We start from the raw sequence: 21,541 nt of genomic DNA on the forward strand, positions 1-21,541 counted from the left end.
GTCAACCGTCTGGAAGGGGGCCGCTCGCGTGAGTGTGCTCGACGAGATCATCGACGGAGTCCGTGCCGACCTCGCGGAACGGCAGGCGCGCGTCAGCCTCGACGAGCTCAAGGAGCGCGCGGCGAAGGCTCCCGCGGCCAAGGACGGGGTCGCCGCGCTGCGGGGCGACGGCGTCAAGGTCATCTGTGAGGTCAAGCGCTCCAGCCCGTCCAAGGGCGCGCTGGCCGCGATCGCCGACCCGGCGGGCCTGGCCGCGGACTACGAGGCGGGCGGCGCGGCCGTCATCTCCGTACTGACCGAGGAGCGCCGCTTCGGCGGCTCGCTGGCCGACCTGGAGGCCGTCCGCGCCCGCGTGGACATCCCGGTCCTGCGCAAGGACTTCATCGTCACCTCGTACCAGCTGTGGGAGGCCCGGGCATACGGCGCCGACCTCGCGCTGCTGATCGTCGCGGCCCTGGAGCAGTCGGCCCTGGAGTCCCTCATCGAGCGGGCCGAGTCCATCGGGCTCACCCCGATCGTCGAGGTGCACGACGAGGACGAGGTCGAGCGCGCGGTGGACGCCGGAGCGAAGATCATCGGCGTCAACGCGCGTAACCTCAAGACGCTCGAGGTCGACCGCGGGACATTCGAGCGGGTGGCCCCAGAGATCCCCGCCGGCCTGGTCAGGATCGCCGAGTCCGGGGTCCGCGGCCCGCACGACCTCATCGCGTACGCCAACGCCGGCGCCGACGCGGTCCTGGTCGGCGAGTCGCTGGTGACCGGCAAGGACCCCAAGACGGCGGTCGCCGACCTGGTGGCGGCGGGCGAACACCCCGCACTGCGGCACGGCCGCGGCTGATCTGCGGCTAGGCTTGGCCCGATGACCGCGACGACCCCCCAGACGACCACGGACCGGTACGCCCGCCTCGCGCGCGGCTGCCGCCCCCGTGGCTGCCGCGCGCCCGCGAGGCGGGTGCACGGCCGCAGGGTGCGGTACGTCATCGGGGACGAGCCGGGTCAGGTGAACGGCATGCGATGGCACCGGTCGGCCTGTCAGGGGCGCGGGGAACTGCGCGACCGGCCGCACACGGCCTGAGGTCGTCCGACAAGCTCCGCCCCCACGGCGATCAGTGTTCTTCCACAAACTCACCGTGAGGTTTCCGCATGCCCAGCGAGTTCTTCATTCCCGACCCCGAGGGTCAGCTCCCCAGTGCCGAGGGCTACTTCGGCGCGTTCGGCGGCAAGTTCATCCCGGAGGCGCTCGTCGCCGCCGTGGACGAGGTCGCCGTCGAGTACGACAAGGCGAAGCACGACCCCGAGTTCGCCCGCGAGCTCGACGACCTGCTCGTGCACTACACCGGCCGGCCCAGTTCCCTCACCGAGGTGCCGCGGTTCGCCGAACACGCCGGTGGCGCCCGGGTGTTCCTCAAGCGCGAGGACCTCAACCACACCGGCTCGCACAAGATCAACAACGTGCTCGGCCAGGCCCTGCTCACCAAGCGTATGGGCAAGACCCGCGTCATCGCGGAGACCGGTGCCGGTCAGCACGGTGTCGCGACCGCCACCGCCTGCGCGCTGTTCGGGCTCGAGTGCACCATCTACATGGGCGAGATCGACACCCAGCGCCAGGCCCTGAACGTGGCCCGGATGCGCATGCTCGGCGCCGAGGTCATCGCCGTGAAGTCCGGCAGCCGCACGCTGAAGGACGCGATCAACGAGGCGTTCCGCGACTGGGTCGCCAACGTCGACCGCACGCACTACCTCTTCGGCACGGTGGCCGGCCCGCACCCCTTCCCGGCCATGGTCCGCGACTTCCACCGCGTCATCGGCGTCGAGGCCCGCCGCCAGCTCCTGGAGCGGGCCGGCCGCCTTCCCGACGCGGCCGTCGCCTGCGTCGGCGGCGGCTCCAACGCCATCGGCCTCTTCCACGCCTTCATCCCCGACGCCGACGTACGCCTCATCGGCTGCGAGCCCGCCGGGCACGGCGTGGAGACCGGCGAGCACGCGGCGACCCTGACCGCCGGCGAGCCCGGCATCCTGCACGGGTCGCGGTCCTACGTCCTTCAGGACGAGGAGGGCCAGATCACCGAGCCCTACTCGATCTCGGCCGGACTGGACTACCCCGGCATCGGTCCCGAGCACTCCTACCTCAAGGACAGCGGCCGCGGCGAGTACCGCGCGGTCACCGACGACGCGGCCATGCAGGCCCTGCGTCTGCTGTCGCGCACCGAGGGCATCATCCCGGCCATCGAGAGCGCCCACGCGCTGGCCGGTGCCCTGGAAGTCGGCAGGGAGCTGGGCAAGGACGGGCTGATCGTGGTCAACCTGTCCGGCCGCGGCGACAAGGACATGGACACCGCCGCCCGCTACTTCGGCCTGTACGACACCGACGCCGAGGTCGCCGCCGACCAGGACGCCGACGCCGCAGAGATCGAGGGGGACGCCAAGTGAGCGGGAACATCCAACTGCTGTCCGACACCCTCGCCGCCGCCAGGGCCGAGGGCCGCGCCGCCCTCATCGCCTACCTCCCGGCCGGGTTCCCGACCGTGGACGGCGGCATCGAGGCGATCAAGGCCGTCTTCGACGGCGGCGCCGACGTCGTCGAGGTCGGTCTGCCGCACAGCGACCCGGTCCTCGACGGCCCGGTCATCCAGACCGCCGACGACATCGCCCTGCGCGGCGGCGTCAAGATCGCGGACGTAATGCGGACGGTCCGCGAGGCCCACGAGGCGACCGGCAAGCCGGTGCTCGTGATGACGTACTGGAACCCGATCGACCGCTACGGCGTCGAGCGCTTCACCGCCGAGCTCGCGGCGGCGGGCGGTGCCGGGTGCATCCTGCCCGACCTGCCCGTGCAGGAGTCGGCGCTGTGGAGGGAGCATGCGCACAAGCACGGCCTCGCGACCGTCTTCGTCGTCGCTCCCAGCAGCAAGGACGAGCGGCTCGCCCGGATCACCGAGGCGGGCAGCGGCTTCGTCTACGCCGCCTCGCTGATGGGCGTCACCGGCACCCGCGCCTCGGTCGGCGCGCAGGCCCAGGACCTGGTGGAGCGCACCCGCGCCACCGGCTCGGACCTGCCCGTCTGCGTCGGCCTCGGCGTCTCCGACGCCCGGCAGGCCGCCGAGGTGGCCGGCTTCGCCGACGGCGTGATCGTCGGCTCGGCCTTCGTCAAGCGGATGCTGGACGCGCCGGACGACGCGGCCGGGGTCGAAGCGGTCCGGGCGCTCGCCGGTGAGCTCGCGAAGGGCGTGCGCGGAACGGCGTAGCAAGGCGGGACATTTCGTACGGGTCACTCGAACGGGTGGACCTGGGGCCGGGGAGGCGCGGTGCGCCTCCCCGGTTCGTTCTGCGGGATGTGAGCGAGAAGAACCGACAGGGAAAGCGCACCGCCAGGGAGCGGCTGGCGGAAGAGCGCGAGAAGCAGAAGTCCGCGGAGAAGCGCCGCCGGGTGCTCATCGTCGGCGCGAGCGTGGTCTGCGTGCTGGGCCTCGCGGCGGTGATCGGTGTCGTCGCGGCCAACGTGGGCAAGGACGACGGCAGCGAGTCGGCGGGCCCGGTCGTGGTGCCCTCGGGGGCGAAGGGCAAGGACAGCCTCGCCATCCCGGTCGGCAAGGAGAGCGCCAAGTCGACGCTCACCGTCTGGGAGGACTTCCGCTGCCCGGCCTGCAAGGCCTTCGAGACGGCGTACCGGCCGGTGATCCACGAGCTGACGAACTCCGGTCAGCTGAAAGTCGACTACCACCTGGCGACGATCATCGACGGCAACATGGGCGGCACCGGCTCCCGCACCGCCGCCAACGCGGCGGCCTGCGCCCAGGACGCCGGGAAGTTCACGGCGTACCACGACGTGCTGTTCGACAACCAGCCCGAGGAGACCGACGACGCCTTCGCCGAGAACAGCAAGGTCATCGAACTGGCGGCCAAGGTCGACGGCCTCGACACCCCGGCGTTCCGCACCTGTGTCGAGAAGGGCACCCACAACAGCTGGGTGGACAAGTCCGCGGCGGCCTTCCGCAACGGCGGCTTCACCGGCACGCCCACAGTGATCCTCGACGGCAAGAACATCTACCAGGACCAGACGATGACGCCGGCGAAGCTGAAGCAGCTGGTTCAGGAGGCCGCCAAAGGGTGACGAGCGGTAAGTCGCCTCACACCCGCCCGTTATGGACCCGTAGCCGGGCTGCCTGCCGTGGGCACGGCCCGGCACGGTAGCGTCGACCTTGCCATGGAACTTGCCTACATTCCCAGCCCGTCGCGCGGGGTGCTGCACCTCGGCCCCATTCCGCTGCGCGGCTACGCGTTCTGCATCATCATCGGCGTCTTCGTAGCCGTCTGGCTCGGCAACAGGCGCTGGGTCGCCCGGGGCGGGCGGGCCGGCACGGTGGCCGACATCGCTGTCTGGGCCGTGCCGTTCGGTCTGGTCGGCGGTCGGCTCTACCACGTGATCACGGACTACGAGCTGTACTTCAGCGAGGGCCGCGACTGGGTGGACGCCTTCAAGATCTGGGAGGGCGGCCTCGGCATCTGGGGCGCGATCGCGCTCGGTGCGGTGGGCGCGTGGATCGGCTGCCGGCGCCGGGGCATCCCGCTGCCCGCGTGGGCCGACGCCCTCGCCCCCGGTATCGCCCTCGCCCAGGCGATCGGCCGCTGGGGCAACTGGTTCAACCAGGAGCTGTACGGCCGGGAGACCGACCTGCCCTGGGCCCTGCACATCACGTCGTCCACGGACGGCCGGGTGCCCGGCTACTACCACCCGACGTTCCTGTACGAGTCGCTGTGGTGCATCGGCGTCGCCGTCCTCGTGATCTGGGCGGACCGCCGCTTCAAGCTCGGCCACGGGCGGGCGTTCGCGCTGTACGTCGCCTCGTACTGCGTGGGCCGGTTCTGGATCGAGTACATGCGCGTCGACGAGGCCCACCACATCCTGGGCCTGCGTCTGAACAACTGGACCGCGCTGCTCGTCTTCGTGCTCGCGGTGGTCTACTTCGTGCTCTCGGCGAAGAAGCGGCCGGGGCGTGAGACCGTCGTCGAGCCGGGTGCCTCCGACGGTGACGACACCCCGGACGGTGAGGCGGGGGCCGGTACGCAGGCCGACGAGGAGTCCGACACCGACGCCAAGGCGGCGGCGGAGACGGACGCCGGGGACGACACGGAGTCGGCGACAACGTCAGAGGTCAAGGACGAGGCAGGTTCGGGGAAGAAGACCTGACCGCTGGTCGTACGGCAACGAGGGCGCCCGGGATGACCCGGGCGCCCTCGTTGTTGTTCCTAGCTCCTGCGGGCGGCCAGGGACAGGGTGCGCTGGGCCGCCGCCACCACCGCCGCGTCGACGAAGCGGCCGTCCGGCAGCGCCTGGGCGCCCGGCTCGCTCGTCGCCGCCTTGACGATCGTCTCGGCCTTCTCGATCTCCTCCTCCGAGGGCAGATAGGCGCGTTCGATCACCGGCAGCTGACGGGGGTGGATCGCGGCGCGGCCCAGGAAGCCGAGGGCGCGGCCGTGGGCGCAGGAGACGGCCAGGGCGTCCAGGTCGCGGATGTCGGGATGCACGGACTGGGACGGCGGGGGTAGGCCAGCCGCCCGCGCGGCCACGACCACGCGGGAACGGGACCAGTCCAGGCCCGTGTCGCCGCGTACACCGAGGTCGGCACGGAGGTCCGCCTCGCCCAGGGCGATGCCGCGCAGGGCCGGGTGCGCGGAGGCGATGGCATGGGCGTGTTCGACGGCCAGGGCTGATTCGAGGAGGGCGTGCAGCGGGGGAGCGCCGCCCTCGGCGGGGGCGGTGCCCTCGGCGATACGGACGATCTGCCCGGGCGACGTCACCTTGGGCAGGCGCAGACCCGAGACGCCCGGAAGGGCCGCCACCGCGGTCAGGTCCGCCACCGCGAACGGGCCGTCCACGGCGTTCACCCGGACGTGGACCGGCACCGGCTGCGGCTGGGAGAGGAACTCGACGGTGGCCGAGCGCGCGTACTCCTTGCGGTCCGGGGCGACCGCGTCCTCCAGGTCGATCACGACGACGTCGGCGCCGCAGCCGAGGGCCTTGGTGACCACGTGAGGGCGGTCCCCCGGGGCGTACAGCCAGGTCAGGGGTGGTGCGGTCATACGGCGCCCGCCTCGCGCAGGGCGCCGAGTTCGGCTGCCGTCAGGCCCAGCTCGGTCAGCACCTCGCGGGTGTCCGCGCCGTGCGGGCGGCCCGCCCAGCGGATCGAGCCGGGGGTGGCGGAGAGGCGGAAGAGGACGTTCTGCATGCGGAGCGGGCCCAGTTCGGGATCGTCGACCGTCGTGACGGTGTCCAGGGCCTGGTACTGCGGGTCGGCCATCACGTCCCGGACGTCCTGGACCGGGGCGATGGCCGCCTCCGCCTTCTCGAACGCCGCGAGGACCTCGGTGCGGGTGCGCTCGGCGATCCAGGCGCCGACCGCCTCGTCCAGGACGTCGCAGTGGGCGGCCCGGCCGGCTCCGGTGGCGAACCACGGCTGGTCGATCAGCTCCGGCCGGCCGACCAGCCGCAGCACCCGCTCGGCGATCGACTGGGCGGAGGTGGAGACGGCGACCCAGGTGCCGTCCGCCGTGCGGTAGGTGTTGCGCGGGGCGTTGTTCTGGGAGCGGTTGCCGGTGCGCGGCTGGACGAGACCGAGCTGGTCGTACCAGGTCGGCTGCGGGCCCAGCACCGTCAGGATCGGTTCGATGATCGCCATGTCGACGACCTGTCCCTCGCCGGTGCGGTCGCGGGCGGCGAGCGCCGTCATCACCGCGTACGCCGTGGCCAGGGCCGCGATCGAGTCGGCGAGACCGAAGGGCGGCAGGGTCGGCGGCGCGTCCGGTTCGCCGGTGATCGCGGCGAAGCCGCTCATGGCCTCGGCGAGGGTGCCGAAGCCGGGGCGGTGGGCGTAGGGGCCGAACTGGCCGAAGCCGGTGACCCGGGTGAGGACCAGGCGGGGGTTGGCGGCCGACAACTCCTCCCAGCCGAGGTCCCACTTCTCCAGGGTGCCGGGACGGAAGTTCTCGATGACGACGTCGGCGGTCGCGACGAGGCGGAGGAGGGTGGTGCGGCCGCCCGGCTTCGACAGGTCGAGGGTGATGGTGCGCTTGTTGCGGCCCAGCAGCTTCCACCACAGGCCCACGCCGCCCTTGGACGGGCCGTGGCCGCGGGAGGGGTCCGGTTTCGTGGGGTGCTCGACCTTGATGACCTCGGCTCCGAAGTCGCCGAGCATCGTGGCCGCGAGCGGCCCGGCGAACAGGGTGGCGAGATCGAGGACGCGCAGGCCGGTGAGGGGGGCGGCGGTCGTGGGGTCGTCCGGCGTGGTGCGGCGGTCTGTGCTCATGCGGTGTACCGCGCTTCGATCTCGGAGCGGTACGGCATCGAGGCCGAGGCGCCCGCCCGCTGTACGGAGAGTGCGGCGGCCGTGGCCGCCCAGGCCAGGGCCTCGCGCGTCGGCCGGCCCTCGCCGAGTGCCACCGCCAGGGTGCCGACGAAGGTGTCGCCCGCGCCGGTCGAGTCCACGGCGGCGACCCTTGGCGCGGGGACGGTGAACGGCTCGGCTCCGCGGGCCGCGTGGAGGCTGCCGGCCGCGCCCAGGGTGACGACCACCTCCGGGACCTGTTCCAGCAGGGCGGTGGCCGCGCGGTGCGGGTCGGTGAGGCCGGTGAGGGCGGCGGCTTCGTGCTCGTTGGGCACCAACAGGTCGGTGGCGGTGAGCAGTCCGGGAGGCAGCGGTCGGGCGGGGGCCGGGGTGAGGATCGTACGGACTCCGTGTTTGCGGGCGGTCTCCGCGCCCGCGAGGACCGCGGCCAGGGGGATCTCCAGCTGGAGGAGCAGGGCGTCGGCGGTGGCGATGAGGCCCTCGTCGCCGGGGACGAGGTGGTCGACGGTTCCGTTGGCGCCGGGGACCACGACGATCGCGTTGCCGCCCTCGTCGTCGACGACGATGTGCGCCGTGCCGGAGGGGCCCTCGGTGGTGCGCAGGCGGTCGGTGGTGACGCCGGAGTGCTCCAGGGTGGAGCGCAGACGGGCGCCGAAGGGGTCGTCGCCGACCGCGCCGATCATCGAGACCATGGCGCCCGCGCGGGCCGCGGCGATCGCCTGGTTGGCGCCCTTGCCGCCGGGGACCGTGCGGAACTCCCGTCCCGTCACGGTCTCTCCGCGCCGCGGCGCCTTCTCGACGTACGCGACCAGATCCATGTTCGTGCTGCCGAGCACGGCGATGTGGGTCATGGGCGGGGTGTCTCCAGGTGGATGAGGGCGTGGGTGAGGCGGGCCGGTGTGTCGAAGCCGGTGCCGTCGAAGTCGCCGACGGACGTGGACAGGCGGTTCTTGAGGGGCGCCGTCCAGCGGTCGGGGAGGGCGGCGGGGCCGTCGGTGAGGAGGGCGGCGACGCTGCCGGCCGTGGCGCCGTTGGAGTCGGTGTCCCAGCCACCCGACACGGCGCGGCAGACGGAGCCGGTGAAGTCGCCGTCGGCGTGGGTGAGGGCGGCGGCGATCAGCGCGGTGTTGGGGACGGCGTGGACCCAGTGGTGGGTGCGTGCGTGGGTGGCGTGGAGTTCGTCCACGACCGTGTCGAAGTCGTCGTGCGTCCGGGCCAGCCGGACGGCGTGGGCGACGGCCCGGGCCAGCCGGGAGGCCGGGGGGACGACGGTGAGACCGGTGCGCAGGCAGGTGTGGACGTCGTGGGTGCCGGTGGCCGCCTGGGCGATGGTGGCCGCCGTGAACATCGCAGCGTAGACGCCGTTGGCGGTGTGGGTGAGGGTGGCGTCGCGGTGGGCCTGTTCGGCTGCGGCGGCCGGGTCGCCGGGGTTGGTCCAGCCGTGCACGTCGGCCCGGATCAGGGCGCCGATCCATTCGCGGAAGGGGTTGCGGTGGCGGGCCGTGCGCGGGGGTTCCAGGCCGGTGAGGAGGTTGCGGTAGGCGACGCGTTCGGCGGTGAACGTGCGCCCGGCGGGGAGCTCGTCGAGCCAGAGGGCCGCCACGTCGGTGGTGGTGAAGGCCTTGCCGTGGCGTTGGAGCAGGAGAAGGTTGAGGAGGGGGTAGTTGAGGTCGTCGTCCTCGGGCATGCCGTCGATGTTCTCGGCGAGGGAGGTCGGCGCCGAGCGGCGGTTCCAGGGGTGGCGGGCGAGGAGTTCGCCGGGGACGCCCCGGGCGGTGAAGTACGTGTTCAGGGGCCAGTTGCCGGTGGAGCGGGCGAGTTCGCGGATGGCGTCGAGGGGGAGCTTCTCGACGGGTTTGCCCAGCAGGCAGCCGACCGCCCGGCCCAGCCAGGCGGCCTCCAGACGCTCGGGGCCGGGGACCGGGCGGGGGCCGACGGAGGCCGGGGCGGACGGCCAGTGCGGGCAGGCGGCCTTGATCCTGGCGAGGTCGGTGGGTTCCCGCTCCGCCAACCGGCTCGGCAGGTCCGCCAGTTCGTCCAGCAGGTCCTCCGCCAGCAGCCGCAGGTAGCGTGACGCCGGGCGCGGTGAGGCGCCCGCGTGCAGGGGGGCCTCGGGGCCGCCGGCCGCTCTCCACCGCGCCGCGATCGCCGTCGGCTCCCGGCCGTCCTGGGCCGCCTGGCGGAGTTCGTGGCCGATCAGGTCCTCGGGCTGGACCCAGGTCAGTCGGAGCATCTCGGACCTCCGAGGGCGGTGAACGCCGCCTCGTGGGCGCGCCGTCCGCGTACGTCCCGGTCGAAGATCTCCCGGGTCACGGCGGCGAGGGTGGCCGCCGGTTCCCACAGGTCCAGGCGGCTGGCCTCGGAGACCTGTTTCGCCCACTCCTCCGGAGCCGGTGAGCCCAGCGCGCCCGCGAGCGCACCGGCCATCGTCGCGATCGAGTCGCAGTCGCGGCCGTAGTTCACCGAGCCGAGGACCGCGTGGCGGTAGTCGCCGCCGGCCACGAGCAACATGCCCAGGGCCACGGGCAGTTCCTCGATCGTGTGCAGGCGCGACGGGCGGCGGGCGCCGAGGGAGGGCTGCCGGTAGTCGGGGCCCACCGTGTCGTAGGGCGTCACCGCCTCCCGCAACGGGGCGAGCGCCGATTCGAAGTCCCGGTGCCGGGACGCCGTTTCGCAGACCTTCTCGATCGCCGTCCGGGTGCCGTCCTTCGCCAGCGTCAGGCAGGTGGTGACGACGGAGTCGGGGGTCGCGCCGGGTGTGCTCGCCGCCGCGACCGCCGCCGCGAAGACGGCCGCCGCCTCCCGGCCGTACGACGACTGGTGGGCGCCCGCGATGTCCAGTGCCTCGGCGTACGCGCCCGCCGGGTTGGCCGCGTTGACCAGGCCGACCGGGGCCATGTACATCGCCGCACCGCAGTTGACGATGTTGCCGACGCCGGCCTCGCGGGGGTCGGCGTGGCCGTAGTGGAGGCGGGTCACCAGCCACTTCTCCGCGAGGAAGACGCGTTGGAGGGGGAGTGCCTCCGCCTCCAGCTCCGGGATCCAGCGCGGGTTGGTCATCAGGTCCGGGACCAGGTGGTCGGCGATCGCGTACGCGTCCAGGTGGTCGCGGACCTGGGCGTAGACCCGGACGAGTGCGTGGGTCATCAAGGTGTCGTCGGTGACGTGGCCATCGCCCTTGTGGTACGGCGCGATGGGGCGTGCCGTGCGCCAGGCGTCGCCGTTCCAGGGGCCGACGACGCCGTGGACGCGGCCGGCGTGGCGTTCCAGGATCTGCTCGGGGGAGTAGCCCTCGACCGGGCCGCCCAGCGCGTCGCCGACGGCCGCGCCGACGAGGGCGCCGGTGATGCGGTCGTCCAGACCTGACTCGTGGCTTTCTGTTGCTTTGGGCGTCATGCCCCGAATCATCCTCCTGGCGGGGCCGGTTGTGCGGCTTCCAGGAGTTCGGCGAGTTCCACCAGGTCGGTGCCGGTGAGCCGGGGCAGGGCGCAGCCGGAGAGGGTGCGGCAGGCGTGGCGCCAGGCCTGGGGGATCGAGACGCCGCCGCCCAGCGCGCCGGTGAGGGCGCCGACGAGGGCGGGGGCGGAGTCCGCGACCCGGGAGAGACAGGCCGCCGCCGGGACCGCCTGTGCGATGCGGCCGCCTGCCGCGGTGGCCAGCGCCAGGGCGACCGGGACGGTCTCGGCGGCGGCGATGCCGTAGCTGTAGACGTGGTCGACGATCTGGTGTTCGAGCAGCGGGATCAGGGCGAAGGTGCTCTCCGCGTCCCGGGCGAGCCGGAGGGCGTGCCGGGCGTTGCGGCCGATCTCGGTGGTCTCGGGGAGTTCCGCGAGGGCGGCGGTGACGCATGTGCCCACGTCGGCTCCGGCGAGGGCCAGTGCGAGGGCGGCCGCCATGGCGCGGGCACCGTGCACTCCGTCGCCGTCCTGGGTGTAGCGGGCGTCGAACTCGGCGAGGTCCGCGGCGAGCCGGGGGTCGCCGGGGTGGGCCACGGCGAGGACGCAGGCCCGTACGCAGGCGGCGTCGTCGAAGTAGTGCGGGTTGTCGTGGCCGGTGGCGGGCGGACGCAGGCCGGTGGCGAGGTTGCCGAGGCCTGCGCGGACGGAGATGCGGGCGCGGAGGGGCAGGACGGCGGACTCGATCTCGGGGGCGCGGTCCGCCGCCGCGGCGACTTCGCAGGCCAGGGCGTTCCAGGTGAGGTCGATCGCGGCTCGGGTGCGGCGTTCTCGGCTGAGGTCTCCCAGGGCGGTGTCGTCACCGGCACGGAGGACGGCTTCCGCGGCGAAGGCTGCCCATTCCGCGTCGTCGGAGGGGCCCAGGCGGAGGGGTTCGGGGGGTTGGTTCAGGGCGATGGGCACGGGGAGGGTCGTCGTGGCGTTCTGTTCGGCGAAGGTGTCGAGTTCCCGGGTGAGGCGGCGGGTCCAGTCCGGCATGCGGGCGGCTCTGTGGCGGGCGGCGGGCCAGCCGGCGGCGTCGCCTGCGGCCAGGCCGAGCAGGAGGCCCTCGATTCGGCGAGCCTTGGGGTGGACGGCCTTGGCTTCGCCTTCGGCCTGTGTGTTCCCACTCGCACCACCCGTGCGGCTTTCGCTGTCGGGTGCCGGTGGCCCCGGTGGGGCATGCCAGCCGTCGGCGGGTGCGGGGTGGATCGGCTGTGCTGAGGGGGTCAGCAGCTCGAACGCGGGACCTGTGGTGTCAGGAAGGTCCGTGAGGGGCTGGACCGCGCCGGCGGGCGCCGCCTCGTCCCATGGGCCGGGCGGTCTCACGAGGCCACCTCCGCGCCGTCGTCCGCCGCCAGGGCGAAAGCCGTCGTCTCGTCCCGTACGGGGCCTTCGCCGGGTGCGGGGGCCCTGCCCGGTACCGGGCCCTCGCCCGCCACGAACCCCATCGTCCCCCACCTCCCGTCCTCTCCCGGCGTCAGCAACTCCGCCACGTCCAGGACGTGGTGGCCCGCCATCGAGGGCAGGCAGCTGCCGCGGGCGGGGCCGATGGCAGCCGCCCAGTCCGCCGGGATCGCGGAGGCGCCCTGGGTCGCGCCGGCCAGGGCCCCGGCCACCGCCGCCGTGGTGTCGGCGTCGCGGCCCATGTTGACGGCGGTGAGGACCGCGTGGACGAAGTCGCCGTCGGCGGCCGCGTAGGCGCCGAACGCGAGGGCGACGGCCTCGGGGGCGAGGTCGGTCCACGGGTAGCCGCCGATGACGACGGCCGACCGGACCGCCCGCTCGCCGCGGTGGGCCACGGCGACCGCGCGGCGCAGGGAACGGGCCGTCCACGAGTCGTCGGGGACGACCGCCAGGGCCGAGGCGACCACCGCGACGGTGGGGGCGCCCGCCATCGCCGCCGCCACGCCCGCGGCCACCGCCTGTCCGCCGTAGATGCCCTCGCCGTCATGGCTCACCGAGCCGTCGATCGCCACCAGACGGGCGGCCTCGGCGGGGCGGCCGGACGCGAAGACGCCGAAGGGGGCCGCGCGCATCGCCAGGCCGTCGCTCCAGGCGTGCCGGTGCTGGGCGGAGATGGGGGCCGCGAGGCCGCGACGCAGGTTCTCCAGCGTGCCGCGCTCGCTGAAGCCCGCGCCCCGGAAGGGGCCTTCGTCCCGGTCCGCGATCCACTGGTGCCAGGCCGCCTCGACATGGGCCGGGGTGAGGGCGGAGCCGTGCCGGGCCAGCAGGAGGCCCGAGAAGATCGCGTACTCGGTGTCGTCCGTGCCGGAGGGCTTGTCGGCGACGTAACCGGTGATACGGCCCCAGCGGGCGCGGATCTCGGAGGGCTTCATGTTCTCGGCCGGGGCCCCGAGGGCGTCACCCACCGCCAGGCCGAGCAGGGCGCCGCGGGCCCGCTCGCGTAGTTCGGCGGCGTCCCCGGGCGCCGGGACCGAGGGAATGCAGGCGATCGATGCCATACGCGGCCTCTCCTCCGGGGGCTGCGCAGGGGGCGGAGCCCTTTGCGGATGTGTCCCACCGGAGGGGTTCGCCAGTGCCTCGCGGCCCGCAGCATCACCCGGTCGACATCTGTGCGGGATGCCGATCGAATGAGCGTCCGAAGGTAAAGCCGCAGGTTAGCGGAGCCTTTCCTTGCTGGCGAGCGGGAATGCGGCGACGTAGTGTGGTCGTTGTCGAAAAGTAGAAGAAGTCCAAAGAAGTGTTCCGAACAAGCAATCTGGGGGACCGTATGGCCATCATCGAGACCGAGGCGCCACTGCACGACGCGCACCGGGACAACCACACGCACCGCGATGTGAACGGCGGCTGGCTGCGCCCCGCGGTGTTCGGGGCGATGGACGGCCTGGTCTCCAACCTCGCGCTGATGACCGGCGTCGCGGGCGGCTCGGTGGGTCAGCAGACCATTGTCATCACCGGACTCGCCGGCCTCGCGGCCGGCGCCTTCTCCATGGCCGCCGGCGAGTACACCTCCGTCGCCTCGCAGCGCGAGCTGGTCGAGGCGGAGCTGGACGTGGAGCGCCGCGAGCTGAGGAAGCACCCGCAGGACGAGGAGGCCGAGCTCGCCGCCCTGTACGAGGGGCGTGGTGTCGAACCCGGGCTGGCCCGGGAGGTGGCCCGGCAGCTCTCGCGCGATCCCGAGCAGGCGCTGGAGATACACGCCCGCGAGGAGCTCGGCATCGACCCCGGTGACCTGCCTTCGCCGCTGGTCGCCGCCGTCTCCTCCTTCGGGGCGTTCGCGCTGGGCGCCCTGCTTCCCGTACTGCCGTACCTCCTCGGCGCCACCACGCTGTGGCCCGCCGTACTGCTCGCGTTCGTCGGGCTGTTCGCGTGCGGTGCGGTCGTGGCCAAGGTGACGGCACGGACCTGGTGGTTCAGCGGGCTGCGGCAGCTCGCTCTGGGAGGTGCGGCGGCCGGTGTGACGTACGCCCTGGGCAGTTTGTTCGGAACGGCCGTAGGATAGGTCGGCTGCAAGTTATGCGATGGGCCGCATAAGTAGCCGTTACTCGCTGGTTTCGAATGCTTAACCACCGGGCATGAGCCGTAAGCGCTGCGGGCAACGACGCCTGCGGCGCACTCGCGGAGAGGGCGACGGTGCCCACTGCGCCCCCTGGACCCGACGGACACTGATCTGTCCCGTTCGGTCCCACATACTTCAAGCCACGTGCGCGATACCCCCGTCGCACCCCGTGGCGTCCGCATGCTGGAACGGAGTATCCGGTTCCCGAGATCCGCTCCATCATGTAACCTGCACGAAATTTTGCACTCACGCAGAGGGCCAACGTCGTCCCTCGGCAATCTGCATATGCCACTTGACGACGACGGGAGAGCCGATGCGTACGCCGCGCCAGCCGTCCCAGCACTCCACGAATGGCCAGAAGTGGTCCTTCATGGATGCTCGCCCTGCTGCGCAGGGTATGTACGACCCCCGCAACGAGCGCGACGCCTGTGGCGTCGGATTCGTGGCCACCCTCACCGGCGAGGCGAGCCATGCGCTGGTCGAGCAGGCGCTCACCGTTCTGCGCAACCTGGAGCACCGCGGCGCCACCGGCTCCGAGCCCGACTCGGGCGACGGCGCGGGCATCCTGTCCCAGGTGCCGGACACCTTCTTCCGTGAGGTGGCCCCCTTCGAGCTGCCCGCGGCCGGTGCGTACGCGGTCGGAACCGCCTTCCTGCCGGAGGACGACACCAAGGACGCCGTCTCGCAGATCGAGACGATCGCCGCTCAGGAGGGCCTGACCGTCCTCGGCTGGCGCGACGTCCCGGTCGCCCCCGAACTGCTGGGTGCCACCGCGCGTTCGACGATGCCCGCCTTCCGGCAGGTCTTCGTCGCCGACGGCGCCTCGGAGGGCATCGCCCTCGACCGCAAGGCCTTCGTGCTGCGCAAGCGCGCCGAGCGCGAGGCCGGCGTCTACTTCCCGTCGCTGTCCGCGCGGACGATCGTCTACAAGGGCATGCTGACCACCGGCCAGCTGGAGCCCTTCTTCCCGGACCTGTCCGACCGCCGCTTCGCCTCCGCGATCGCGCTCGTGCACTCCCGGTTCTCCACGAACACCTTCCCGAGCTGGCCGCTCGCGCACCCCTACCGCTTCGTCGCGCACAACGGTGAGATCAACACCGTCAAGGGCAACCGCAACTGGATGGCCGCCCGCGAGTCCCAGCTGGTCTCCGACCTGTTCGGCACCGACGAGAAGGCCATCGACCGGGTCTTCCCGATCTGTACGCCGGACGCCTCCGACTCGGCGTCCTTCGACGAGGTCCTCGAACTCCTGCACCTGGGCGGCCGTTCGCTGCCGCACTCCGTGCTGATGATGATCCCGGAGGCGTGGGAGAACCACGACTCCATGGACCCGACCCGGCGCGCCTTCTACCAGTTCCACTCCAACCTGATGGAGCCCTGGGACGGCCCGGCCTGTGTCACCTTCACCGACGGCAAGCAGGTCGGCGCGGTTCTCGACCGCAACGGTCTGCGCCCCGGCCGCTACTGGGTCACCGACGACGGCCTCGTCGTCCTCGGCTCCGAGGTCGGCGTCCTCGACATCGACCCGGCCAAGGTCGTCCGCAAGGGCCGCCTCCAGCCCGGCCGCATGTTCCTCGTGGACACCGTCGAGCACCGCATCGTCGAGGACGACGAGATCAAGGCCCAGCTCGCCGCGGAGAACCCGTACGCGGAGTGGCTGGAGGCCGGCGAGATCGAGCTGTCCGACCTGCCCGAGCGTGAGCACATCGTGCACACGCACGCCTCGGTCACCCGCCGCCAGCAGACCTTCGGTTACACCGAGGAGGAGCTGCGCGTCCTCCTCGCGCCGATGGCCAAGGCCGGTGCCGAGCCGATCGGTTCGATGGGCACCGACTCGCCGATCGCCGCGCTGAGCGAGCGCCCGCGCCTGCTCTTCGACTACTTCACCCAGCTGTTCGCGCAGGTCACCAACCCGCCGCTGGACGCGATCCGCGAGGAGCTCGTCACCTCGCTGCGCTCCTCGCTGGGCCCGCAGGGCAACCTGCTGGACCCGACGGCCGCCTCCTGCCGCAGCGTCGTCCTGCCCTTCCCGGTCATCGACAACGACGAGCTGGCCAAGCTCATCCACATCAACGCCGACGGCGACATGCCCGGCATGAAGGCCGCGACCCTCTCCGGCCTGTTCCGGGTGAGCGGCGGCGGTGACGCCCTCGCCGCGCGCATCGAGGAGATCTGCGCCGAGGCCGACGCCGCCATCGACAACGGCGCCCGGCTGATCGTCCTCTCCGACCGCCACTCGGACGCCGAGCACGCGCCGATCCCGTCGCTGCTGCTCACCGCGGCCGTCCACCACCACCTCATCCGCACCAAGCAGCGCACCCAGGTGGGCCTGCTGGTCGAGGCCGGTGACGTCCGCGAGGTCCACCACGTCGCCCTGCTGATCGGCTTCGGCGCCGCGGCCGTGAACCCGTACCTGGCGATGGAGTCCGTCGAGGACCTCGTCCGCGCCGGCACCTTCCTGCCGGGCATCGAGGCCGAGCAGGCCATCCGCAACCTGATCTACGCCCTCGGCAAGGGCGTCCTCAAGGTCATGTCCAAGATGGGCATCTCGACCGTCGCCTCCTACCGAGGCGCCCAGGTCTTCGAGGCCGTCGGTCTCGACCAGGCCTTCGTGGACAAGTACTTCAACGGCACCGCCACCAAGATCGGCGGCGTCGGCATCGACGTCGTCGCCAAGGAGGTCGCCGCCCGCCACGCGAAGGCGTACCCGGCCAGCGGCATCGCGCCCGCCCACCGCGCCCTCGACATAGGCGGCGAGTACCAGTGGCGCCGCGAGGGCGAGCCGCACCTGTTCGACCCGGAGACGGTCTTCCGCCTGCAGCACTCCACCCGCAGCGGCCGGTACGACATCTTCAAGAAGTACACGGAGCGGGTGAACGAGCAGTCCGAGCGCCTGATGACGCTGCGCGGCCTGTTCGGCTTCAAGTCCGGCGACCGTCAGCCGATCTCCATCGACGAGGTCGAGCCGGCCTCCGAGATCGTCAAGCGGTTCTCGACCGGCGCCATGTCGTACGGCTCGATCTCCCGCGAGGCGCACGAGACGCTCGCCATCGCCATGAACCAGCTGGGCGGCAAGTCCAACACCGGTGAGGGCGGCGAGGACGCGGACCGTCTGTACGACCCGGCCCGCCGGTCCAGCATCAAGCAGGTCGCCTCCGGCCGCTTCGGTGTGACCTCCGAGTACCTGGTCAACGCGGACGACATCCAGATCAAGATGGCCCAGGGCGCCAAGCCCGGCGAGGGCGGCCAGCTGCCCGGCCACAAGGTGTACCCGTGGGTCGCCAAGACCCGTCACTCCACCCCGGGTGTCGGTCTGATCTCCCCGCCGCCGCACCACGACATCTACTCCATCGAGGACCTGGCCCAGCTGATCCACGACCTGAAGAACGCGAACCCGCAGGCGCGGATTCACGTGAAGCTGGTCTCCGAGGTCGGCGTCGGCACGGTCGCGGCCGGTGTGTCCAAGGCGCACGCGGACGTCGTCCTGATCTCCGGTCACGACGGTGGTACGGGTGCCTCGCCCCTGACCTCCCTGAAGCACGCGGGCGGCCCCTGGGAGCTCGGTCTCGCCGAGACCCAGCAGACCCTGCTGCTCAACGGCCTGCGCGACCGCATCGTCGTGCAGACCGACGGTCAGCTCAAGACCGGCCGTGACGTCGTCATCGCCGCGCTGCTGGGCGCCGAGGAGTTCGGTTTCGCGACCGCCCCGCTCGTCGTCTCCGGCTGCGTCATGATGCGCGTCTGCCACCTGGACACCTGCCCGGTCGGCATCGCCACCCAGAACCCGACCCTCCGGGACCGGTTCTCCGGCAAGGCCGAGTACGTCGTGAACTTCTTCCAGTTCATCGCCGAGGAGGTCCGCGAGATCCTCGCCGAGCTGGGCTTCCGCTCCATCGAGGAGGCCGTCGGCCACGCCGAGACCCTCGACGTGACCCGCGCGGTCGACCACTGGAAGGCCCAGGGCCTGAACCTGGAGCCGCTGTTCTACGTGCCCGAGCTGCCCGAGGGCGCCGTGCGCCACCAGCTGATCGAGCAGGACCACGGCCTGGAGAAGGCGCTCGACAACGAGCTGATCAAGCTCGCCGCCGACGCCCTGGCCGCGGACTCCGCGACCGGAGCCCAGCCGGTGCGCGCCCAGGTCAAGGTCCGCAACATCAACCGCACGGTCGGCACCATGCTCGGCCACGAGGTGACCAAGAAGTTCGGTGGCGCGGGCCTGCCCGACGACACCATCGACATCACCTTCACCGGCAGCGCCGGCCAGTCCTTCGGCGCCTTCCTGCCGCGCGGTGTCACGCTGCGCCTGGAGGGCGACGCCAACGACTACGTCGGCAAGGGGCTCTCGGGCGGCCGTGTGATCGTGCGTCCGGACCGGGGCGCCGACCACCTCGCCGAGTACTCGACGATCGCGGGCAACACCATCGCCTACGGCGCGACCGGCGGCGAGCTGTTCCTGCGCGGCCGGACCGGTGAGCGCTTCTGCGTCCGCAACTCCGGTGCGCTGGTGGTCTCGGAGGGCGTGGGCGACCACGGCTGCGAGTACATGACCGGCGGTCACGCGGTGGTCCTCGGCGAGACCGGCCGCAACTTCGCGGCCGGCATGTCCGGAGGCGTCGCCTACGTCATCGACCTGAACCGCGACAACGTCAACGTGGGCAACGTCGACGCCGTCGAGGAACTGGACGACACCGACAAGCAGTGGCTGCACGACGTGGTGCGCCGCCACGCCGAGGAGACCGGTTCGACGGTCGCCGAGAAGCTGCTCGCCGAGTGGCCCGCCTCCGTGGAGCGTTTCAGCAAGATCATCCCCAGCACGTACAAGGCAGTGCTCGCCGCCAAGGTCGCCGCCGAGCAGGCCGGTCTCTCCGAGACCGAGATCACCGAGAAGATGATGGAGGCGGCGATCAATGGCTGACCCGAAGGGCTTTTTGAACCACGGCCGTGAGGTCGCCAAGTCCCGCCCCGTCGACGTACGCCTGAAGGACTGGAACGAGGTCTACGTCCCCGGCTCGCTGCTGCCGATCATCAGCAAGCAGGCCAGCCGGTGCATGGACTGCGGCATCCCGTTCTGTCACAACGGCTGTCCGCTGGGGAACCTCATCCCCGAGTGGAACGACTACGCCTACCGCGAGGACTGGGCGGCCGCGTCGGAGCGTCTGCACGCGACGAACAACTTCCCGGAGTTCACGGGCCGGCTGTGCCCGGCCCCGTGCGAGTCGGCGTGTGTGCTGGGCATCAACCAGCCCGCGGTCACCATCAAGAACGTCGAGGTCTCGATCATCGACAAGGCGTGGGAGACCGGTGACGTCGCCCCGCAGGCGCCCGAGCGGCTGTCGGGCAAGACGGTCGCGGTCATCGGGTCCGGCCCCGCCGGTCTCGCCGCCGCCCAGCAGCTGACCCGGGCCGGCCACACCGTCGCCGTCTACGAGCGCGCGGACCGCATCGGAGGCCTCCTCCGGTACGGCATCCCCGAGTTCAAGATGGAGAAGCGGCACATCAACCGCCGTATCGAGCAGATGCGCGCGGAGGGCACCCGCTTCCGCACCGGCATCGAGATCGGCCGCGACCTCAAGGCGACGGACCTGCGCAAGCGGTACGACGCGGTCGTCATCGCCGCCGGTGCCACCACCGCGCGTGACCTTCCGGTCCCGGGCCGCGAGCTGACCGGCATCTACCAGGCCATGGAGTACCTGCCCCTGGCCAACAAGGTGCAGGAGGGCGACTACGTGGCGCCGCCCATCACGGCCGAGGGCAAGCACGTCGTGGTCATCGGCGGTGGCGACACCGGCGCGGACTGCGTGGGCACCGCCCACCGCCAGGGCGCGGCCTCCGTCACGCAGCTGGAGATCATGCCCCGGCCCAACGAGGACCGGAACCCCGTCTCCCAGCCGTGGCCGACCTTCCCGATGCTGTACAAGGTCACCTCGGCGCACGAGGAGGGTGGCGACCGGGTCTACTCCGTCTCGACGACCCACTTCGAGGGCGACGAGGACGGCAACGTCCAGTGGCTGCACCTCACCGAGGTGGAGTTCGTCGACGGCAAGCTGACCCAGAAGCCGGGCACGGAGCGCAAGATCCCCGCCCAGCTGGTCACCCTCGCCATGGGCTTCACCGGCACCGACCGCGAGAACGGCCTGGTCGAGCAGTTCGGCCTGGAGCTCGACGAGCGCGGCAACATCGCCCGCGACGCCGACTTCCAGACCAACGTTCCGGGCGTGTACGTCGCCGGTGACGCCGGCCGCGGCCAGTCGCTCATCGTGTGGGCGATCGCCGAGGGCCGCTCGGCCGCCAAGGGCGTCGACCGCTTCCTGACCGGCGCCAGCGAGCTGCCGGCCCCGATCCGTCCGACGGACCGCTCCCTGATGGTCTGACATCGAAGGATCCACCGCGGGTCCCCGCACACGTCCCGTACAAAGGCGTACGGAACACAGACGGCGCCTGCCCCTTGTCCCCGACCGGACGAACGGGCAGGCGCCGTCGCATGGGTGTGGGAGGGTGACGCCCATGGTCGCGATCAGTCTGAGCAAGGTGCAGGAGGCCGCGCCCGCGCTGGTCAGCCTGTACAAGAGCGCCGGTGCGTCGCTGGAGCGGCACGGGCTGGACGGGCTGCGGGCCGCGGTCTACCTCGTGGTCGACTACTCGGGCTCGATGCGGCCGTACTTCAAGGACGGCAGCGTGCAGGCCCTCGCGGACCGGGTGCTCGGGCTGTCGGCGCACCTCGACGACGACGGGCGGGTGCCGGTGGTGTTCTTCTCCACCGACGTGGACGCCGTCACCGACATCGCGCTGGCCGACCACGAGGGGCGGATCGAGCGCATCGTGGCCGGGCTCGGGCACATGGGCAAGACCGGCTACCACCTGGCGATGGACGCCGTCATCGACCACTACCTCGACAGCGGGGCCGCCGCACCCGCCCTCGTCGTCTTCCAGACCGACGGCGGACCGATCAACAAGCTCGCCGCGGAACGGTACCTGTGCAAGGCCGCGAAGCTCCCCCTCTTCTGGCAGTTCATCGGCTTCGGCGATCCGGACAGCCGCCAGTTCGACTTCCTGCGCAGGCTCGACGAGTTGGCGGTGCCGGGCAAGCGGGTCGTCGACAACGCCGGTTTCTTCCACGCGGGTGTGGACCCGCGGAAGGTCTCGGACGCGGAGTTGTACGACCGTCTCGTCGGCGAGTTCCCGAAGTGGCTGGTGGACGCGCGGGCGCGGGGGATCGTACGGCCCTCCTGAGCGCCTGCCGG

At 72.0% G+C, this 21,541-nt stretch carries 17 protein-coding genes; 10 read left to right on the top strand and 7 right to left on the bottom strand.

Going from position 1 to position 21,541, the window contains the following annotated elements; genetic code table 11:
• Positions 1-28: 28 nt before the first annotated feature.
• The 6 genes from trpC (at position 29) to lgt (ending at position 5,188) form a co-directional block, all read left to right on the top strand.
• Positions 29-838: an indole-3-glycerol phosphate synthase TrpC gene (gene trpC, locus AQJ84_RS28190; RefSeq protein WP_030039435.1), complete on the top strand. Its 810-nt coding sequence runs from the start codon at positions 29-31 to the stop codon at positions 836-838.
• Between the two features lie 21 nt (positions 839-859).
• Entirely contained in the window at positions 860-1,075 is a 216-nt protein-coding gene (gene trpM, locus AQJ84_RS41440; RefSeq protein ID WP_079022656.1) for a tryptophan biosynthesis modulator TrpM, read from the top strand.
• 68 nt (positions 1,076-1,143) lie between these two features.
• Positions 1,144-2,430, top strand: a complete 1,287-nt coding sequence (gene trpB / locus AQJ84_RS28195; protein WP_030039436.1) for a tryptophan synthase subunit beta — start codon at positions 1,144-1,146, stop codon at positions 2,428-2,430.
• The gene (gene trpA / locus AQJ84_RS28200) at positions 2,427-3,245 is read left to right on the top strand and encodes a tryptophan synthase subunit alpha (protein WP_053191255.1); all 819 of its coding nucleotides are present in this window, start codon (positions 2,427-2,429) and stop codon (positions 3,243-3,245) included. Before trpB ends, trpA begins: the two co-directional genes overlap by 4 nt.
• 89 nt (positions 3,246-3,334) lie before the next feature.
• The gene (locus AQJ84_RS28205) at positions 3,335-4,111 is read left to right on the top strand and encodes a DsbA family protein (RefSeq protein WP_053191257.1); all 777 of its coding nucleotides are present in this window, start codon (positions 3,335-3,337) and stop codon (positions 4,109-4,111) included.
• A 93-nt stretch (positions 4,112-4,204) separates the two neighbouring features.
• Positions 4,205-5,188, top strand: coding sequence for a prolipoprotein diacylglyceryl transferase (lgt, locus tag AQJ84_RS28210; RefSeq protein ID WP_030039437.1), 984 nt, complete (start codon positions 4,205-4,207; stop codon positions 5,186-5,188).
• 59 nt (positions 5,189-5,247) lie between these two features.
• On the opposite strand, the gene AQJ84_RS28215 is transcribed toward lgt, so the two are convergent.
• From AQJ84_RS28215 to AQJ84_RS28245, 7 genes are read right to left on the bottom strand one after another with little or no spacing between them, the layout of a single operon-like run.
• Positions 5,248-6,081 carry an HpcH/HpaI aldolase/citrate lyase family protein gene (locus tag AQJ84_RS28215; RefSeq protein ID WP_030039438.1) on the bottom strand — a complete coding sequence of 278 codons (834 nt, stop codon included), beginning with the start codon at positions 6,079-6,081 and terminating at the stop codon, positions 5,248-5,250.
• Positions 6,078-7,304, bottom strand: coding sequence for a CaiB/BaiF CoA transferase family protein (locus tag AQJ84_RS28220; RefSeq protein WP_053191259.1), 1,227 nt, complete (start codon positions 7,302-7,304; stop codon positions 6,078-6,080). Before AQJ84_RS28220 ends, AQJ84_RS28215 begins: the two co-directional genes overlap by 4 nt.
• Entirely contained in the window at positions 7,301-8,194 is an 894-nt protein-coding gene (rbsK, locus tag AQJ84_RS28225; RefSeq protein WP_030039441.1) for a ribokinase, read from the bottom strand. The genes AQJ84_RS28220 and rbsK overlap by 4 nt, the downstream gene beginning before the upstream one ends.
• On the bottom strand, positions 8,191-9,576 hold the full coding sequence (locus AQJ84_RS28230; RefSeq protein WP_053191260.1) for an ADP-ribosylglycohydrolase family protein: 1,386 nt from the start codon (positions 9,574-9,576) through the stop codon (positions 8,191-8,193). The genes rbsK and AQJ84_RS28230 overlap by 4 nt, the downstream gene beginning before the upstream one ends.
• Positions 9,564-10,739, bottom strand: coding sequence for an ADP-ribosylglycohydrolase family protein (locus tag AQJ84_RS28235; protein ID WP_053191262.1), 1,176 nt, complete (start codon positions 10,737-10,739; stop codon positions 9,564-9,566). Before AQJ84_RS28235 ends, AQJ84_RS28230 begins: the two co-directional genes overlap by 13 nt.
• Before the next feature lie 8 nt (positions 10,740-10,747).
• Positions 10,748-12,106: an ADP-ribosylglycohydrolase family protein gene (locus AQJ84_RS28240; protein ID WP_374935395.1), complete on the bottom strand. Its 1,359-nt coding sequence runs from the start codon at positions 12,104-12,106 to the stop codon at positions 10,748-10,750.
• Positions 12,103-13,242, bottom strand: coding sequence for an ADP-ribosylglycohydrolase family protein (locus tag AQJ84_RS28245; protein WP_079022657.1), 1,140 nt, complete (start codon positions 13,240-13,242; stop codon positions 12,103-12,105). The genes AQJ84_RS28240 and AQJ84_RS28245 overlap by 4 nt, the downstream gene beginning before the upstream one ends.
• Positions 13,243-13,511: 269 nt before the next feature.
• On the opposite strand from AQJ84_RS28245, the gene AQJ84_RS28250 reads away from it, so the two are divergent.
• From AQJ84_RS28250 to AQJ84_RS28265, 4 genes are all read left to right on the top strand, one after another.
• The gene (locus tag AQJ84_RS28250; protein ID WP_030039448.1) at positions 13,512-14,243 is read left to right on the top strand and encodes a VIT1/CCC1 transporter family protein; all 732 of its coding nucleotides are present in this window, start codon (positions 13,512-13,514) and stop codon (positions 14,241-14,243) included.
• A 370-nt stretch (positions 14,244-14,613) separates the two neighbouring features.
• Positions 14,614-19,215 (top strand): glutamate synthase large subunit, encoded by a 4,602-nt coding sequence (gene gltB, locus AQJ84_RS28255; RefSeq protein ID WP_078631744.1) that lies wholly within the window; start codon positions 14,614-14,616, stop codon positions 19,213-19,215.
• Positions 19,208-20,671 carry a glutamate synthase subunit beta gene (locus AQJ84_RS28260; protein ID WP_053191265.1) on the top strand — a complete coding sequence of 488 codons (1,464 nt, stop codon included), beginning with the start codon at positions 19,208-19,210 and terminating at the stop codon, positions 20,669-20,671. Before gltB ends, AQJ84_RS28260 begins: the two co-directional genes overlap by 8 nt.
• A 133-nt stretch (positions 20,672-20,804) precedes the next feature.
• Positions 20,805-21,530, top strand: coding sequence for a vWA domain-containing protein (locus tag AQJ84_RS28265; protein WP_053191267.1), 726 nt, complete (start codon positions 20,805-20,807; stop codon positions 21,528-21,530).
• Positions 21,531-21,541: the final 11 nt, after the last annotated feature.

Origin of the sequence: Streptomyces resistomycificus (assembly GCF_001514265.1) — a bacterium.
Classification (GTDB): domain Bacteria; phylum Actinomycetota; class Actinomycetes; order Streptomycetales; family Streptomycetaceae; genus Streptomyces; species Streptomyces resistomycificus.

Excerpts from the sequence above, each read along its gene's own strand:
- AQJ84_RS28220 (WP_053191259.1), bottom strand. The coding sequence starts at position 7,304 with ATGAGCACAGACCGCCGCACCACGCCGGACGACCCCACGACCGCCGCC.
- AQJ84_RS28245 (WP_079022657.1), bottom strand. The coding sequence starts at position 13,242 with ATGGCATCGATCGCCTGCATTCCCTCGGTCCCGGCGCCCGGGGACGCC.
- trpM (WP_079022656.1), top strand. The coding sequence starts at position 860 with ATGACCGCGACGACCCCCCAGACGACCACGGACCGGTACGCCCGCCTC.
- AQJ84_RS28250 (WP_030039448.1), top strand. The coding sequence starts at position 13,512 with ATGGCCATCATCGAGACCGAGGCGCCACTGCACGACGCGCACCGGGAC.
- AQJ84_RS28265 (WP_053191267.1), top strand. The coding sequence starts at position 20,805 with ATGGTCGCGATCAGTCTGAGCAAGGTGCAGGAGGCCGCGCCCGCGCTG.
- AQJ84_RS28215 (WP_030039438.1), bottom strand. The coding sequence starts at position 6,081 with ATGACCGCACCACCCCTGACCTGGCTGTACGCCCCGGGGGACCGCCCT.
- AQJ84_RS28260 (WP_053191265.1), top strand. The coding sequence starts at position 19,208 with ATGGCTGACCCGAAGGGCTTTTTGAACCACGGCCGTGAGGTCGCCAAG.
- gltB (WP_078631744.1), top strand. The coding sequence starts at position 14,614 with ATGCGTACGCCGCGCCAGCCGTCCCAGCACTCCACGAATGGCCAGAAG.
- trpB (WP_030039436.1), top strand. The coding sequence starts at position 1,144 with ATGCCCAGCGAGTTCTTCATTCCCGACCCCGAGGGTCAGCTCCCCAGT.
- AQJ84_RS28230 (WP_053191260.1), bottom strand. The coding sequence starts at position 9,576 with ATGCTCCGACTGACCTGGGTCCAGCCCGAGGACCTGATCGGCCACGAA.
- AQJ84_RS28235 (WP_053191262.1), bottom strand. The coding sequence starts at position 10,739 with ATGACGCCCAAAGCAACAGAAAGCCACGAGTCAGGTCTGGACGACCGC.
- lgt (WP_030039437.1), top strand. The coding sequence starts at position 4,205 with ATGGAACTTGCCTACATTCCCAGCCCGTCGCGCGGGGTGCTGCACCTC.
- rbsK (WP_030039441.1), bottom strand. The coding sequence starts at position 8,194 with ATGACCCACATCGCCGTGCTCGGCAGCACGAACATGGATCTGGTCGCG.